This is a genomic window from Vibrio sp. Vb0667, assembly GCF_033391095.1.
The window spans coordinates 602,981-618,096 of the sequence record NZ_JAWPOL010000001.1 but is presented as its reverse complement, the minus strand read 5'-3'; the positions used below and the strand labels follow the sequence as shown (position 1 = coordinate 618,096).

Genomic DNA, 15,116 nt, shown 5'->3' with positions numbered 1-15,116 from the left:
CTTTAAAATACAAAACGCCCGATGAAGTACATCGAGCGTTTTAGTTAAAAAGTGTCAACCCATATCAGGACGGGTCAGTGATACTTCACTTAGCTTTTCCTACTTATTTGGGTTCTCTTTTAGTTTCTCCATCACTTGATCGAGCGAGAAGCTTGCTGCTTTTTGCCTTGGTGGGAACTCTTTAAACGTTTCAAGGAATCTGCCTACGTAAGCTTGCGCAGGAACAAGCATGTAAGCACGGTCTAGCATCCAATCGTAGTAAGTGTTAGAAGTGATATCAGCCACTTCGTAAGGATCCATACGCAAGTTGAAGATCTTAGGAACACGAAGTGTGGTGAATGGTTCAGCCCAAATACGCAACGTGCCTTTTGCTCGTTGCTCCATAAAGACCAGCTTCCATTTGTTATAGCGAAGTGCAGTTAAGTCTCCATCATCTGAGAAGTAAAAAATTTCTTCTCGTGGGGCCTTATCCTCTTTACCAGTCAAATATGGTAGGAAGTTATAGCCGTCTAGGTGAACTTTGAATTTCTTACCATTCGTACTATAACCTTTGAGCAATTTCTCTTTGATATTGTCATCACCCGCGGCAGCAACAAACGTTGGCATCCAGTCCATGTGATGCATGATATCATTCGAAACAGAGCCAGCTTTAATTTTACCTGGCCAACGTACCATCGCAGGAACTCGGTACGCACCTTCCCAGTTGGTATTTTTCTCTCCACGGAATGGCGTTGTACCTGCATCTGGCCACGAGTTCATGTGTGGGCCATTATCGGTGGAGTAAAAGACGATTGTATTGTCTTTAATACCCAAATCATCCACTTTTTTCAGTAGCTGACCTACATGGTTATCATGCTCGACCATACCATCTGCATACTCGCTGATACCTGTTTTTCCAGAGTTCTCTTCTTTCACATGAGTACGGAAGTGCATACGAGTTGCGTTCCACCAGACAAAGAAAGGTTTTTCAGCCTTGACTGCACGATCCATAAAGTCGAGTGCCGCATCTAACGTCTCTTCATCCACGGTTTCCATGCGCTTGCGAGTTAGAGGTCCTGTATCTTCAATTTTGCCATCAGCGTACGAACGGATAACGCCGCGCGGACCGAACTTTTTACGAAACTCAGGATCTTTAGGATAATCGACGTTTTCTGGCTCCTCCTCGGCGTTCAAGTGATAAAGGTTGCCAAAAAATTCATCGAAGCCGTGATTAGTAGGAAGGTGCTCATCTTTATCACCTAAGTGGTTTTTACCAAATTGCCCTGTCATATAGCCCATCGGCTTCAGCATTTCGGCAATGGTTGCGTCCTCTTCCTTCAAGCCAAGATCAGCACCTGGAAGCCCCACTTTACTCAAACCTGTTCTAAGAACGGTTTGGCCCGTAATGAAAGTAGAACGGCCCGCTGTACAAGATTGCTCACCGTAATAGTCAGTGAACATCATGCCTTCTTTGGCGATACTGTCTATATTTGGTGTTTTGTACCCCATCAAGCCAAACGTGTAAGCACTGAGATTGGACTGGCCAATATCATCACCCCAAATGACGAGAATATTTGGTTTCTCTGCTGCGATACTGCTACTTGTCGCACCGATTAAAGCGGCGGCAAGAATCGCTAATCGGCGTTTAACGCCATATTTCGCTGTCATATAAACCTCTGTGTGTATTAGAAAAGTGCTTCCTGCAACAGAATGTATAGTTCACAAATAGCGGATAAGCGAATTTACTAAATGAGAATTCTTTCTATCTTCGCCTAACATTACACCGTTATTTGTAGCTAATACGCACTCCAATAGCACTTTAGTTCAGAGCGCCATCGCACCATTCATCACTACTGTTAATCTCAAATATTAAGATTGTCTACGCATATCACAGTGCCCATAAAGTACCTGATTGCTTTTATATAAATATTAATGATAATACGTTTTACTACCATTAATAATTAAGGTGCCCGCGTGCTTGACTCCAAGGTTTCAAATGGAAAAACTTACCAATGCCAACACAACGGCGTTCACCATAATGATGAGGAGCTATTACTAGATAAGCGCACTCACTCTGTGGTACTCAATTACTTGCCAAACAAGAAATCTGTTCAGTTAACAAGCATTCAATTTAAGCTGCTGCAAACTCTCACTCACCATCAAGATCAAGTACTTAGTAAGCATTTTCTTTACGAAACAGTACTAAAACGTGAATTTACTGAACATGATCGAGCACTCGATATGCACATGAGCAGAATGAGAAAGCGTCTAGTTCACGAAGGCGTTCCAACAGACAGAATTCAGACAGTCCACCGCCAGGGTTACATTTTCAAGCGCTCAGACAATCAACAGAAAAATTAACGCTAATTGGCCCAACTTTTGGTAATTGACCGCTTATTTTGCTTTAATTAATGCAAATTCGAATCACGTAAAATAACTCAATGAATTTGCGCTTAATTTTTACACTTTGCATTGCTACTTTGTTTGCCGGCTGTGCAACCTATGCTGGTCTTAACTATGACCAACTGTTTGGTCCACAGCTCGTGCGTGAACGCACAGTTGACGTGGAAACCCCTCAAGCAAACTTCTTCCAAAGCGAAGTTAAACCCATTATGGATAACCGCTGTGTCGTCTGCCACGCGTGCTACGATGCACCATGTCAACTTAAGCTCTCTTCTGTTGAGGGCATTGACCGTGGTGCGAGTAAAGCACTGGTATATGAAGGAACAAGACTCACAGCCGCAGCACCAACACGCTTATTCGAAGATGCAGAAACAACCCAAGAGTGGCGCGATGCGGGTTTTCATCCGGTTCTCAACGAACGTGATCAAAGCATGGCAGCCAACATTGATGCAGGCCTTATCGCACGTTTGCTACAACAAAAAGAGCGCCACCCATTGCCTGACCAAGTCCAGTTAGAAGGCTTTGACTTTTCGATAGACCGAGAGCAAACCTGTCCGACGATTGAAGAATACGAGCAATACGAAAAGGATAACCCGACCTGGGGAATGCCTTTTGGTATGCCAAATCTATCAAACAGTGAATACCACACACTCATGACTTGGTTGGAAAACGGCGCAATAATGAACGTTCACCAACCTGTTAGTGAGAATGAGCAAGCGCAAATAGATAAGTACGAAACATTACTTAACCACTCTGATTTGAAAAATCAGCTGATGGCTAGGTATATATATGAGCATTTGTTTTTATCTCATCTCTACTTTTCGGAACTCGATGAAGATCCCCGATTCTTCACGCTCGTCCGTTCTGCGACACCACCAGGACAGCCCGTCAAACGTATTTCAACGCGTCGCCCGTACGATGATCCAGGGGTTGAACGTGTGTTTTATCGAATTATTCCAGAGCAAGGGACCATAGTAGATAAAACTCACATGCCATTCGCGTTAAACAAGCAACGCATAGAGAACTGGAAAACTTGGTTTATTGATGCTGATTACATGGTTAGTCAGCTACCGAGTTATGCACCAGAAGTTGCTGCAAACCCGATGACATCATTCATCGGCCTTCCAGTGAAGTCGCGCTTTAAGTTCATGCTAGATAATGCACAAAATACAATAATGGCATACATCAAAGGCCCAGTTTGTCGTGGCCAACTGGCATTGAATGTTATCAATGATCGCTTTTGGGTGTTTTTCCTTGATCCAGATAAAGCAGACATCCCAGAAGTAAATGAGTTTTACCGATCTCAGGCTGATAATCTAAAACTACCGGCAGAGCAAGAAAGTAACACGCTACCTGTTACCAACTGGGTCAAGTACGCGCGTCAACAAGCTCGCTACCTAGAGGCTAAATCTGAGTTCACTAATAACTGGTTTAAAGAAGGTGAAAACCTATCCACCGATGTAATTTGGGATGGTAATGGCACCAACCATAATGCGGCATTAACGATATTCCGCCATTTTGATAGTGCTTCTGTTGTTCAAGGGTTAGTTGGTGAGCAGCCTAAAACAGTGTGGATTCTTGACTACGCGTTACTAGAGCGTATCCACTATTTGCTTGTTGCTGGGTTTGACGTTTACGGTAACTTCGGCCATCAGCTCATGACACGAATGTTTATGGACTTCTTGCGTCTAGAAGGCGAAAGTAACTTTATCTCATTGTTACCCGCCGATATGCGCCATGAACTGCAATCTAGCTGGTATAAAGATCAAAGCCCGCAGTTGAGTGACTTTTTACAACGAAATGTGAAGCCGTTTAACCAACCAACCAGCGTTCAGTATAAGAGTGACGATCCAAAAACGGAGTTGGTGGAGTTGTTGAGCGAACATGTTTCAGATGTGCTTCTGCCTCGCTACGAAATTCAAGACACGGCTCTTTCTGCGAGTAGTGAAAAGCAACTAAAACGTATTGACCACGTTCGTGGTGAAGGCCTAAAAACCGTTCCGCAAATCACTATGCTTATGGTGAGAAGTCAATCAGGGGAAGATGAACTGTTCACCTTACTTCACAACAATGCACACACAAACATCTCTAGCTTGTTTGATGAAGAAAGTAACCGTGACTTTGCTAACGATGACATGACCATTGTACGCGGCGTTGTGGGAAGCTACCCTGCGGCATTTTTCTCGATCAACGAAAACCAAGTAAAAGATTTTGTCGATCAATTTAGTGCCATCCAAAACGAGTCCGATTACGTTAAGTTATTGGATAATTTTGCGATTCGTAGAAGCTCAGAAAAATTCTGGTCATTTAGCGATCGTTTACACAATTGGTACCGTACAAAACAACCGATCGAATTTGGATTACTTGACTATAATCGTTTTGAGAATCGATGATGATTTAAGGGGGATCTCATGGGTATCCGAGATAACATTGCCGCTCTTGAACAACAGATTTACGTTGCTTGTTCTGAGGGAGACTACGAAACGGTCAATATGCTTGAGCATCAACTCGAATACTTGCGTGGCAAAGTGGAACATCCTTTTGATGATGACCCTTATGCCCTAGACACTCGATTCGAGTGGGAAGATGACATGACCGAATAGAAAAAACCTCCGGAAAGCCGGAGGTTTTTTTATTTTCAATGCTCGATGGATTACTTCGCCATTAACTCATCCAGAGCTTGAATTGATGCAGACACTTGAGAAACTAAATCATCTTTAGTCGCATTATAGGTATCTAAAGGTTGAGCCGCGGCTTCAATTGCTTGGCAAGCGTTCATTAATGCAGTTAGTCCTAAACTTCCTGCACTGCCCTTTAATTTATGGGCAAGATTCTTTACTTCTTTACTATCATTGTCCTCAGCAGACGCTTGCAGCTTGCTTAATACATCGGTGCTGGTGGCTCTAAACAGATTAATAATGTGCAACATCTTATCTCTGCCCAAGATTTTCATATCGGACTCAATCACGCTCGGATTAATGATAACCACATCGGGTTCCTTTTTTTGGGGTGCTTGAACGACCTTTGATTGTAGCTCTTGCTCTTGAGGCGAAATTTGATCAAACGGGGTACAGTCGGCATTTTGTGGCAACAACAACGGCTTTCCGTCTAGCGCATCCTGAATCAATGCCGCGAGTGCCTCTTTTGCCAATGGCTTAGGCAAGTATCCGTCAAAACCAGCGGCTAGATAGCGCTCAACTTCTTCCGCAAAAACGTGCGCAGACACTGCAATCATTGGCGTGACGGCAAGCGCTTTATTGGCCGGCTTATCACACTCAATCCGCTTTAAGCGTTGGATCAACTCAGTTCCATCACAATCAGGGAGGTTGATGTCGACCAAAGCGATATCAAAATCTTGTGTGCTGATCAGTTGCTCTGCTTGTGAGCCGTTTTCTGCCATCACGACTTGGTGCCCCATGCTTTCTAGAAAACCTTCCGCGACCACTCGGTTGACTTCATTATCTTCTACTAGCAAGACCTTTGCTTTCACTTTGCAACGTGCGGTTGCCACGGTTCCTGTTTCAACAGGTTCGCTTTCCTCTAACGGAATAGAGAACCAGAATCGGCTACCATTTCCCTCTTCGGAATCGACTTCTAAAACACCGCCCATCGCTTCAATGATTCGCTTACTGATGGCAAGTCCAAGCCCCGTGCCTCCAGTTTGGCTCATCCCACCTTCAGCTTGCGTGAAGGCATCAAACAACGTTCTCTGGTATTTTTTGGCAATTCCTATTCCAGTGTCTGATACTTCAAACAGGACTTGCGACTCGTCCTCAGGGTTCAGGCTAACGTAGATATCAATTTCTCCTTCGTCAGTGAACTTAATCGCGTTACCAACGAGATTGTTCAGCACCTGACTGATTCTGGTGACATCCCCTTTCCAGTAGCGACTAACATCACTTTCAATATGGTAGGAGAACAGCAGCTTCTTCTCTTGTGCTCGACTGTTCATTAACTGGAAAGTGTCCTCCACCATTTGGTGTAAATCAAAGCCCATGTGACGAATTTCTAAATGCCCCGCTTCAATCTTGGAGTAATCCAGTACATCATTAAGGATCGCGAGCAACGTTTTACCACTACGATTAATGATTTCCGCATAACGCTTTTGAATTGGGTTGAGGCCTGAGTCAATCAACAAGCGTGCTGTCCCCAACACTCCGTTCATTGGCGTTCTTATCTCATGGCTCATCGTCGCCAAGAATGCCGATTTTGCTCGGCTCGCTTGCTCTGCTTGCTTGCGAGCTTTAGCGTGATTCAAAACCTCTTCATTCAAACGGCGGTTTGCTTGTTTTAACTGCGAAGTGCGCTGCTCAACGAGCTCTTCTAAATGCTCTTTATGCTCCTCAAGCTCTCGCTTGGCTTGAGCTTCACCCTCTGCTACCACTTTTAGTGCTTGCGCGGTATTACGAGCCGTGATGATGGCCTGCCCCATATGCGCCAACTCATCTTTGCCTTTCACTTCCAACTCAACCGCTAAGTTACCCTGCGCCACAGACAGCAACGCAGCGGAATATTCAGCTAACCGCTTCACAACAGAAAGGTACACCACACGCCATAAAATCAGCACCAATACAATCAAACCAACAATTGAAATAACGGTTAAAGACCACTGAGCGAATTTCAGTGTGCTGGTCAATTGGTCTACAGCGACGGTAGTGGTTTTGTTTGAATCATCAACCAATTTGTTGACCGTGCCATTAAGCTCTGAGAACAACTCTAATGTCTTTTGCATCAGTTGTTGTGACTGTTCGTTATTCTCGTATTGCTGCATCAGTATAGAAAATACGACCTGACGCTTACCAAGCTCTATGAGCAGTTGGCTCATTTGCTTAGAGCGCGTAGGATCTTCCACAGCGAGTACACGGCGTTGCATGATTTTGAGGTTGCTATCGAAATCACTTTGAACCTGTTGAATTCGCTCAATATTCGTTAATGTCCGAGCCTCTTCAATCTGATTCAACATTTTAAAGGCCAACAAGTGCAGTTCATGCAATCGCTCAGTCAAATCAAGATCGACCTCCACCAGTGCATCTAGCGCCTGATAAACTTGCGATTTTTTATTCGATTCTAATAAGTCATAAATATGCGTGACGTTAGCAACAGCAATGGTGCTTGTATTCTGAACTTGCGTACGAGTTAGTTGTTCTAGCTCTTCACTGAGCAGACGCATTTCTTCAACACGAGTATCTATCTCTTTTGCAAGCCACAGCTTTTTTTCAACCGAAACACCGAGCTCTGCCAAATTGTCGATAACGTTCTGGACGTTATTCTCTAAAGCTTCTAACAATTGAGAATCGAACGACTCACTCCCGAGCTCCTTGATGTGAGTGAGTAAAGACTCGAGCTGTTCGAACAGCACTCGCCCTGACTCCTTTCTTTCCTGCTCGTTTCTTGCGTTCGACAACATTTGTACAGACGAAATAATACGAGTACTCAACTCAGAGACTTGTCTCGCCTCAATCATGGCGGGAATCGCAGAATCCACGACATTTCTTTCGGTTTTGGCAACCAAAGAAAATCCAGACACACCAATAAGTGCCGATAACATGACCAGTATTGCCATCGCAATGAAAGACAACAAAAGTTTACGACCGATGCTTGCAGTTGCTAGCAGCATATTTTCATGACCTTAATGTTCGTGTTCAGCGACATATTACGTTATATTTTGCAGTGTTTACTTAATCTATGCCAACGAACTTCATTTCATGGTTAAAAATCAACACGCATTTCGCACATTTTTCAAACATTCTGCAGCCACTTTAACCCTAGTTGCTTCTTTGCCAGCGGTTGCCGCAGAGAAAATATGTGCAATATACCCTCACCTAAAGGATTCATACTGGTTGTCAGTAAACTATGGAATGGTGTCCGAAGCGAAAAGAAAAGGTGTCGAGCTACGAGTCCTTGAAGCGGGCGGCTACCCAAACAAAACCCGTCAAGAACAACAACTCGCACTGTGTAACCAATGGGGAGCAGATGCAGTTATCCTTGGGACCGTGGACCCACAGGCTTACGAGCATTCACTTAAAAATTGGGTGGGGAATACTCCCGTTTTTGCTACTGTGAACCAACTCGACTTGGATGAAGAACAAAGTGAGTTGCTAAAAGGGACTGTTGGTGTTGACTGGCATTGGATGGGATACGAAGCGGGTCAATATTTGGCAGCTCGCCATCCAAAGGGGTCAGGAAAAACCAACATTGCCTTACTTTTGGGGCCGCGAACTCGTGGTGGTACGAAACCCGTTACTGCCGGATTTTATGAAGCGATACAAGGAAGTGATATCAACATTGTTGACTCATTTTGGGCAGACAACGACAAGGAGTTACAACGTAACCTAGTTCAACGTGTGATCGATATGGGAAATATAGATTACATTGTTGGCAGTGCAGTGGCGATTGAAGCGGCCATCAGTGAGCTGCGCAGTGCCGGCAAAGCTGAGGAGATCGGTTTAGTTTCTGTGTACTTAAGTCATGGTGTATATCGAGGCCTGTTACGTAACAAAGTACTCTTCGCACCAACAGATAAAATGGTGCAGCAAGGTCGGCTTTCCGTGATGCAAGCAACGCATTACTTAAGAGGTGAAGCTTATGACAAACATGCCTCACCAACCATCAAACCACTGACTCCGAAGACGCTTCATGACGACACGATCGAAGAATCGTTATCTCCGTCAGAATATAGGCCGACATTCCGTGTTAAGGCTGTTGATTGAAAGACCAAAAACGTGTTCTATTGAGTCACAACAATTTTAAAATCATACAAACGGAAACATCTTGATGCAAAAAACCATTCGTACCATGCCAACCCATAAACATGTGGCTTTGGTTGCTCACGACAACTGCAAACCTGAGCTACTTCGCTGGGTAAAAGAAAACAAAGAAAAGCTACAGAGTCACTTCCTTTACGCAACTGGCACGACAGGACACATGCTGAGTAAAGAAACTGGACTTGCGATCAAGAGCATGATCAGTGGTCCGATGGGCGGTGATCAACAACTAGGCGCTCTCATTTCAGAAGGCAAAATCGACGTTCTCGTTTTCTTTTGGGATCCACTGAATGCCGTACCTCACGACCCAGATGTTAAAGCGCTTCTTCGTATTGCTAGTGTTTGGAATATTCCTGTAGCAACGAACCGAGCCACCGCTAAGTTCCTGTTTAACTCCCCTCTTCTTGAGCAAGAAGTAGACATCGAAGTACCAGATTACGAAGCCTATCTTGCTGAGCGCATGTAAGCTTTGATGCCAACCAAATAAAGCAAGGGCGATACCAAGTATCGCCCTTGCTGTTTTTAACATTCTAAACGTTGCATTTAACGGGAAGTCACGATGGGATAGTCACCATTAACGAGCTCTTGAACGAATGCAGATCCCGCGCCAGTATGCGTGATCCAAACCTTCTCTTTCGCACGTGTAATCGCCACGTAAAATAGCCTGCGCTCTTCTGCGTAAGGGAATTTGTCTTTGGACTCCGTCAACGCACCATCAATGTGAATTTGCTTCTTCTTAGCGGGGAATTGCCCCTCATCCACAGAAAGAATAATCACAAAGTCAGCTTCGCGTCCTTTACTCGCATGGCAAGTCATAAAGCGAATATCGAGATTAGGGAAACGTCGCAACCAATCGTCGAACAAATCGGGCTTATGATAATGGTTACGTCCTAGCAATAAAACTGACTTGGTTTGCTTGGCTTGTTGATTCAAGTGATCCAAGATCTTTTCCACTTGATTGCTCGGCGCGGTATGTACGCTCTTCTGCTTGCGTTGTTTGTGGCTGTTTAGTGTTTTCGGCAACTGCGATGGGTTTTGCTGCACGAATGTATTCGCTACATCACCAATCTGATTGTTGAAACGATAAGTTGTATCTAAGTGATGAACGGTAGAGTGAGCAAAGCGTTCTTTAAAGCCAGTGATAAGATCGACATCCGCTCCTGCAAACTGATAGATCGCTTGCCAATCGTCGCCAACAGCAAATAACGTGGCACCTGCTTGTTTCTGAGTGGATTCACACAGTGCTTCAATCAATGCCAGACGATCTGGAGAGATATCTTGATACTCATCGACCATAATAAAGCGCCATGGCGAGACAAACTTCCCTTTATTCACATAATCTGTCGCACGACTGATCATGGTTGGGAAATCCACTTGGTTGCTTTCTTTAAGCATTTTCTGCCACGCTGTAAAACATGGCCAGCATAAGGCGAGTTCACTATTTAAACGCGTATAGTCTTGGTGGTTTACGAGCTTTTCTTGTACTTGCTTTTTGGTCAACCCTACCGACGCTAAATGAGACAGCTGCGAATCTAGCCAAGCGATCAGTTTTGGATTTTCTGAATGGCTTCCTAACTCATCATCCCCTTTTAGGTACGCAATCGGCCATTTGTCTAAATGTTTTTGCCAACGTTTAAAGTTGGTGGGTGTCATCCAATGTTTTTTCAACCAGTCTACACACCATGCTGTTCGTTGATTTTCGTCCAACGCTAAAGGACTAATTTCGACAGGTTGCTCTTCGACTTGTTTAAGAATATACAAACCCAACTGATGGAATGTGTTTACGCGCACACCGTCTGCCGCCATGCCCACTTTATCTACTAAGCGTTCTTTCATTTCAGTCGCCGCATCACGACCGAACGCTAACATGAGAAGCTCTTCTGCTTGAGCTTGATGGCTTTGCAACAAATAGGCAACTCGTGCGGTTAAAACGCTGGTTTTGCCCGAGCCGGCACCAGCAAGAACTAAGTTGTGGTCGTCGTTGAGTAATACCGCATATTGCTGGGATAAATTCAAAGGAGAGGATTCAATTTGATTAAACAGCACTTCCCAATTTGGACGTTCTGCTTCTAGCCAATCGCGATTACGCTCACCAAGCGCCTCAGAGGTATCAATGAGCCAAGGCTCTATTTGCGACATACGATTCGGCATTCGCATTTTGGCTTCTTCTAGGGTGGTTTTCATCTCGCTTAACTCTTGGTTAAGACTTTCAACCCAGGAGACCACTTGAGAATGCGATAAGTAAGCAGGCAAGTGCTTTAGTTTGTAAAGCTCTTCTTCCCACTTAGGTAGATACTCAGCCAGTTTTCGGCACTGAGTGTTGTGCCACTCTTGATATTGACGAACGGCCTCAAGCGCGAACTTTCGGCATTGTGGCCACGGTAAACCTTGGACTAGCCAGCTTTGTTGTTTGCCTTCGTGTTCATGAGCAAAAAACTGTAAAGAGCTCCATAATAACCCACGCTTTACGCTAACTTTGCCATTCCAGATCGTAAAAGGAATATGTTCTTCACTGCCTATCGAGCTTAATAAAACACTGTTCTCTTTTATTTCGACGTGATGGTACTCATTTTGAATAAAAAACTGTGCTTTGTTAGTGGCAGTAAGCTGCATGAAACGTGCGCCTTTTAGTTTAGAAGTTGTCGATTTATATCATTTTAAGGCGCTAAATTGTAGCAACGGCGAGCACCTAAGTAAGCTTCTTCTTCTATTCTTTAATAAAATTCACATTACTGTCGATTTAATAACCTAAAGCTGAGGTTATTTGAAGCTGGCTTTACAATCCTCAATACATGACCTGGCAGTTTTAATATAAGTCAATGACATCCCTGCTGATTTTATCAGCAACCACGAATTTTTCTTAAAGTAAATCATAAACGCGCTATAGTGGGTCTGGTAGTATTCCCCCTGTTCTTCATCGGAAACATAAGGCGCATTGTGCAAGCAACTTCTAAATTTCGGCTATATTGGGCAAACAAGACCATAAATTACAGCGTTCTTATCCTTATTACCTTACTGGGTGTGGTTATCCCAACTTGGTACTTCGAGCAAAACACGCTGATAACGCCATTAATATTAGGCGTTATTGCTGCTGCTTTGGCTGAAAGTGATGACAGTTTCACTGGACGCATCAAGGCTCTGATTCTCACCTTTCTCTGTTTTGCGCTTGCTGCTTTTTCAATTGAAATCTTGTTCGATACCCCTTGGGCTTTTGCGTTGGGATTATTTGTCTCAACCTTCGGCTTCATCATTCTTGGGGCGATAGGTCCTAAGTACGCGAGTATTGCTTTTGGTTCGTTGCTAATCGCTATTTATACTATGCTTGGCGCACATGAAAGCACCAACATTTGGTTTCAGCCACTACTGCTGTTAACCGGTGCCGCCTGGTATTACTTCATGTCCATGATTTGGCAGATATTTTGGCCCCTTCAACCGGTGCAACAAAGCCTAGCCAATGTGTTCTTCCAAATGGCGAATTATCTTGATGCGAAAGCCAAGCTTTTTCATCCTGTGACCAACTTGACGCCACAACCGCTACGGATTGAAGCTGCAAAATGCAATGCTGCCACGGTTACGGCACTAAACGCTTGTAAAACCACATTACTTAACCGATCGAAACGGGGTCACATTGATGGGCCTAGTGACCGATTTTTAAATATTTATTTCATCGCTCAAGACATTCACGAACGAGTCAGTTCTAGCCATTATCGCTATCAGGATTTAGCGACCGAATTTGAACGTTCTGATGTGCTGTTTCGTTTTAAATATCTTTTGGAGTCTCAAGCCCAAGCGTGTCGTGATATTGCACTAGCCATTCAGCTAGGAAATGAATACTCCCATACCGATCAATCGATTCTGGCATTAGCTGAAGTACAGAACTCTCTTGCTTATCTAGAAGAACAAAAGCAAGGGCACTGGAAACGTCTGCTGATGCAGTTAACATATTTATTCAACAACTTAGCGACGGTAGAAAAACAACTTAATAACATTAACAACCCAGATGTTGAAGGCCTCGAAGAAGATACCCTCGCCGATACCAACCCACACACGCTAAAGGCGATGTGGCAGCGTATATCAGCAAATTTACACAAAGATTCGATGCTGTTTCGGCATGCATTACGTATGTCAATTGCCTTAACGATTGGCTATGGAATCATTCAAATATTCAACATCGACCGAGGTTACTGGATACTCTTAACCACTTTATTCGTATGCCAACCGAACTACAGTGCCACTCGCCAAAAATTGACGGCAAGAGTAATAGGTACATTAGCTGGTTTGTTGATTGGTGTACCATTGCTGACTTTTTTCCCTTCTCAAGAAAGCCAGTTAGTATTTATCGTTATCTCTGGTGTGATGTTTTTCGCCTTCCGGATGAACAACTATGGGTACGCGACTGGTTTTATTACACTGCTCGTCCTCTTCTTATTTAATCAACTAGGTGAAGGTTACGCAGTTGTCCTTCCTCGACTAGCAGATACCCTCATCGGGTGTGTGCTTGCAGTAGGAGCAGTATTAGTTATTTTGCCCGACTGGCAGTCGAGAAGGCTTCACAAAGTTATGTCGGATGCGATAGAGGCGAACAAGCAGTATCTCGATCAGATCATTGGTCAGTATAGAATCGGCAAGAAAGACAATTTGAGTTACCGTATCGCTCGCCGCCAGGCCCACAATAATGATGCCTCACTATCTTCTGCGATTAGTACGATGCTGGCGGAGCCTGGCAAATATCGCGCAGCTGTTGATGAAAGTTTTCGCTTCCTAACGTTAAATCACGCAATGTTGAACTATATTTCTGCATTAGGCGCGCACAGAACTCGCATCGAAGATGAGTCAATTCATAAACTCGTTTTAGATGCTCACCGTTGTATTCATCAGCATCTGGATGTACTTCATAAACAGCTTCACCAGCATTGTGAGGAGTGTGACCTATCTAATATTGATGATGCTGGACTCGAGCAACGCTTAAACGAATGGCGCGATGAAGACGACAGCTCTGCCCGCATGGTATTGCAGCAACTTCATCTTATCTATCGCATGCTCCCAGAGCTTCATTCACTTGCTAGTAAGTTTACCGTCAGGGTAAGTTAGTAACATTCAAACCATATGTAAGAGGGAAGCGCTATATCGCTTCCCTTTTTCTTTTTACGTTTCCATCTACCCCAAAGTGGGTAATTATGTACCTTCTTAGGAAAAATCTGACGTATCACTTAACACACCTTGACAATATTCGGACAAAAAGCAATCGATCAAATTCTAATCTATTTTGGTTGAATAAATATGTTGTATCCAAAGGATGAAGAATTTCGGGCAACGACGGATAAACCGAATCATGACGAAGGTATTGAGATGAACGCACAACAATTTAATGAACTTAAGCAAAAGCTCAGTGATTTAACGGCAAGTCAGTTAAAGTCATTACAAGGTGAGATCAGCGTGAAACTAAATAAAGCGCAAAAACCGGTTCTATCTGGTGAAGAAAGAGAAATGCTTGCCAAACTGTTTGCCTAATCAAGTCATTGATATAAAACACTTGAACGTTTTATAAACTCCACCTATGCTCTCACTATCATAATGTTGGGAGTAGTGATATGCCTGTATCGGGAATTCAATCTGGACACCACATCGTTCAGATGTCACAACAAATGGCCGAGAAAGCTGCACATGGCATTAGCAATAATGTAAGTAAGGTAAAAGAAGAGCTTTCTGATCACAACATCGATTTAGCTGCGGTTGCGGATATCGCAATAACAGCCTCAACACCTAGCCTTCCCTCTCAAAAAGTTGAATCTCTCATCAACCTCGCACAAGCCGCTGGTTATAACCGAGTTGGCGCGTCTGTCATAGAGAAAAACAATGAAATCATTGGCAGCTTGCTAGACATCCACGTTTAGGCGATTTAACGTCAAATTATCGCTATTTTAATTTCCAACTATCACTATAACGTCGTAACAAGATAACCCCTTTGCT

Annotated in this window: 11 protein-coding genes; 8 read left to right on the top strand and 3 right to left on the bottom strand. The window is 43.8% G+C overall.

The annotated features are described in order from the left end of the window. Positions 1-99 precede the first annotated feature (99 nt). Complete coding sequence (locus tag R8269_RS02625) at positions 100-1,647, bottom strand: arylsulfatase (RefSeq protein WP_213967547.1); 1,548 nt, start codon at positions 1,645-1,647, stop codon at positions 100-102. 306 nt (positions 1,648-1,953) lie between these two features. On the opposite strand from R8269_RS02625, the gene R8269_RS02620 reads away from it, so the two are divergent. The 3 genes from R8269_RS02620 to R8269_RS02610 all read left to right on the top strand — a co-directional run bounded on the left by R8269_RS02620 (position 1,954) and on the right by R8269_RS02610 (position 4,985). Next, positions 1,954-2,340 carry a winged helix-turn-helix domain-containing protein gene (locus R8269_RS02620; protein WP_017635365.1) on the top strand — a complete coding sequence of 129 codons (387 nt, stop codon included), beginning with the start codon at positions 1,954-1,956 and terminating at the stop codon, positions 2,338-2,340. Positions 2,341-2,420: 80 nt separating this feature from the next. Continuing rightward, the gene (locus tag R8269_RS02615; RefSeq protein WP_258477039.1) at positions 2,421-4,775 is read left to right on the top strand and encodes a fatty acid cis/trans isomerase; all 2,355 of its coding nucleotides are present in this window, start codon (positions 2,421-2,423) and stop codon (positions 4,773-4,775) included. Positions 4,776-4,793: 18 nt separating this feature from the next. Beyond that, a complete protein-coding gene (locus tag R8269_RS02610) occupies positions 4,794-4,985 on the top strand; it encodes a hypothetical protein (protein ID WP_005376565.1) in 192 nt (63 codons plus the stop codon). Between the two features lie 50 nt (positions 4,986-5,035). Here the strand turns inward: R8269_RS02610 and torS are convergent, their stop codons facing one another. Continuing rightward, entirely contained in the window at positions 5,036-7,999 is a 2,964-nt protein-coding gene (gene torS, locus R8269_RS02605; protein ID WP_136977175.1) for a TMAO reductase system sensor histidine kinase/response regulator TorS, read from the bottom strand. Positions 8,000-8,042: 43 nt separating this feature from the next. Between torS and torT the strand changes: the two genes are divergently transcribed. After that, on the top strand, positions 8,043-9,092 hold the full coding sequence (torT, locus tag R8269_RS02600) for a TMAO reductase system periplasmic protein TorT (RefSeq protein ID WP_258477222.1): 1,050 nt from the start codon (positions 8,043-8,045) through the stop codon (positions 9,090-9,092). A gap of 64 nt (positions 9,093-9,156) precedes the next feature. After that, a complete protein-coding gene (locus R8269_RS02595; protein WP_005376571.1) occupies positions 9,157-9,612 on the top strand; it encodes a methylglyoxal synthase in 456 nt (151 codons plus the stop codon). Positions 9,613-9,689: 77 nt separating this feature from the next. On the opposite strand, the gene helD is transcribed toward R8269_RS02595, so the two are convergent. Next, positions 9,690-11,759: a DNA helicase IV gene (helD, locus tag R8269_RS02590; RefSeq protein WP_064354723.1), complete on the bottom strand. Its 2,070-nt coding sequence runs from the start codon at positions 11,757-11,759 to the stop codon at positions 9,690-9,692. Positions 11,760-12,083: 324 nt separating this feature from the next. On the opposite strand from helD, the gene yccS reads away from it, so the two are divergent. The 3 genes from yccS to R8269_RS02575 all read left to right on the top strand — a co-directional run bounded on the left by yccS (position 12,084) and on the right by R8269_RS02575 (position 15,040). Next, entirely contained in the window at positions 12,084-14,237 is a 2,154-nt protein-coding gene (gene yccS, locus R8269_RS02585; protein WP_318222442.1) for a YccS family putative transporter, read from the top strand. A 189-nt stretch (positions 14,238-14,426) separates the two neighbouring features. Next, positions 14,427-14,657, top strand: coding sequence for a hypothetical protein (locus R8269_RS02580; RefSeq protein ID WP_005376575.1), 231 nt, complete (start codon positions 14,427-14,429; stop codon positions 14,655-14,657). An 80-nt stretch (positions 14,658-14,737) separates the two neighbouring features. Continuing rightward, the gene (locus R8269_RS02575) at positions 14,738-15,040 is read left to right on the top strand and encodes a hypothetical protein (RefSeq protein ID WP_017821544.1); all 303 of its coding nucleotides are present in this window, start codon (positions 14,738-14,740) and stop codon (positions 15,038-15,040) included. The last annotated feature ends 76 nt before the right edge of the window (positions 15,041-15,116 follow it).

Excerpts from the sequence above, each read along its gene's own strand:
- R8269_RS02625 (WP_213967547.1), bottom strand. The coding sequence starts at position 1,647 with ATGACAGCGAAATATGGCGTTAAACGCCGATTAGCGATTCTTGCCGCC.
- helD (WP_064354723.1), bottom strand. The coding sequence starts at position 11,759 with ATGCAGCTTACTGCCACTAACAAAGCACAGTTTTTTATTCAAAATGAG.
- R8269_RS02615 (WP_258477039.1), top strand. The coding sequence starts at position 2,421 with ATGAATTTGCGCTTAATTTTTACACTTTGCATTGCTACTTTGTTTGCC.
- R8269_RS02595 (WP_005376571.1), top strand. The coding sequence starts at position 9,157 with ATGCAAAAAACCATTCGTACCATGCCAACCCATAAACATGTGGCTTTG.
- torS (WP_136977175.1), bottom strand. The coding sequence starts at position 7,999 with ATGCTGCTAGCAACTGCAAGCATCGGTCGTAAACTTTTGTTGTCTTTC.
- R8269_RS02575 (WP_017821544.1), top strand. The coding sequence starts at position 14,738 with ATGCCTGTATCGGGAATTCAATCTGGACACCACATCGTTCAGATGTCA.
- R8269_RS02610 (WP_005376565.1), top strand. The coding sequence starts at position 4,794 with ATGGGTATCCGAGATAACATTGCCGCTCTTGAACAACAGATTTACGTT.
- R8269_RS02580 (WP_005376575.1), top strand. The coding sequence starts at position 14,427 with ATGTTGTATCCAAAGGATGAAGAATTTCGGGCAACGACGGATAAACCG.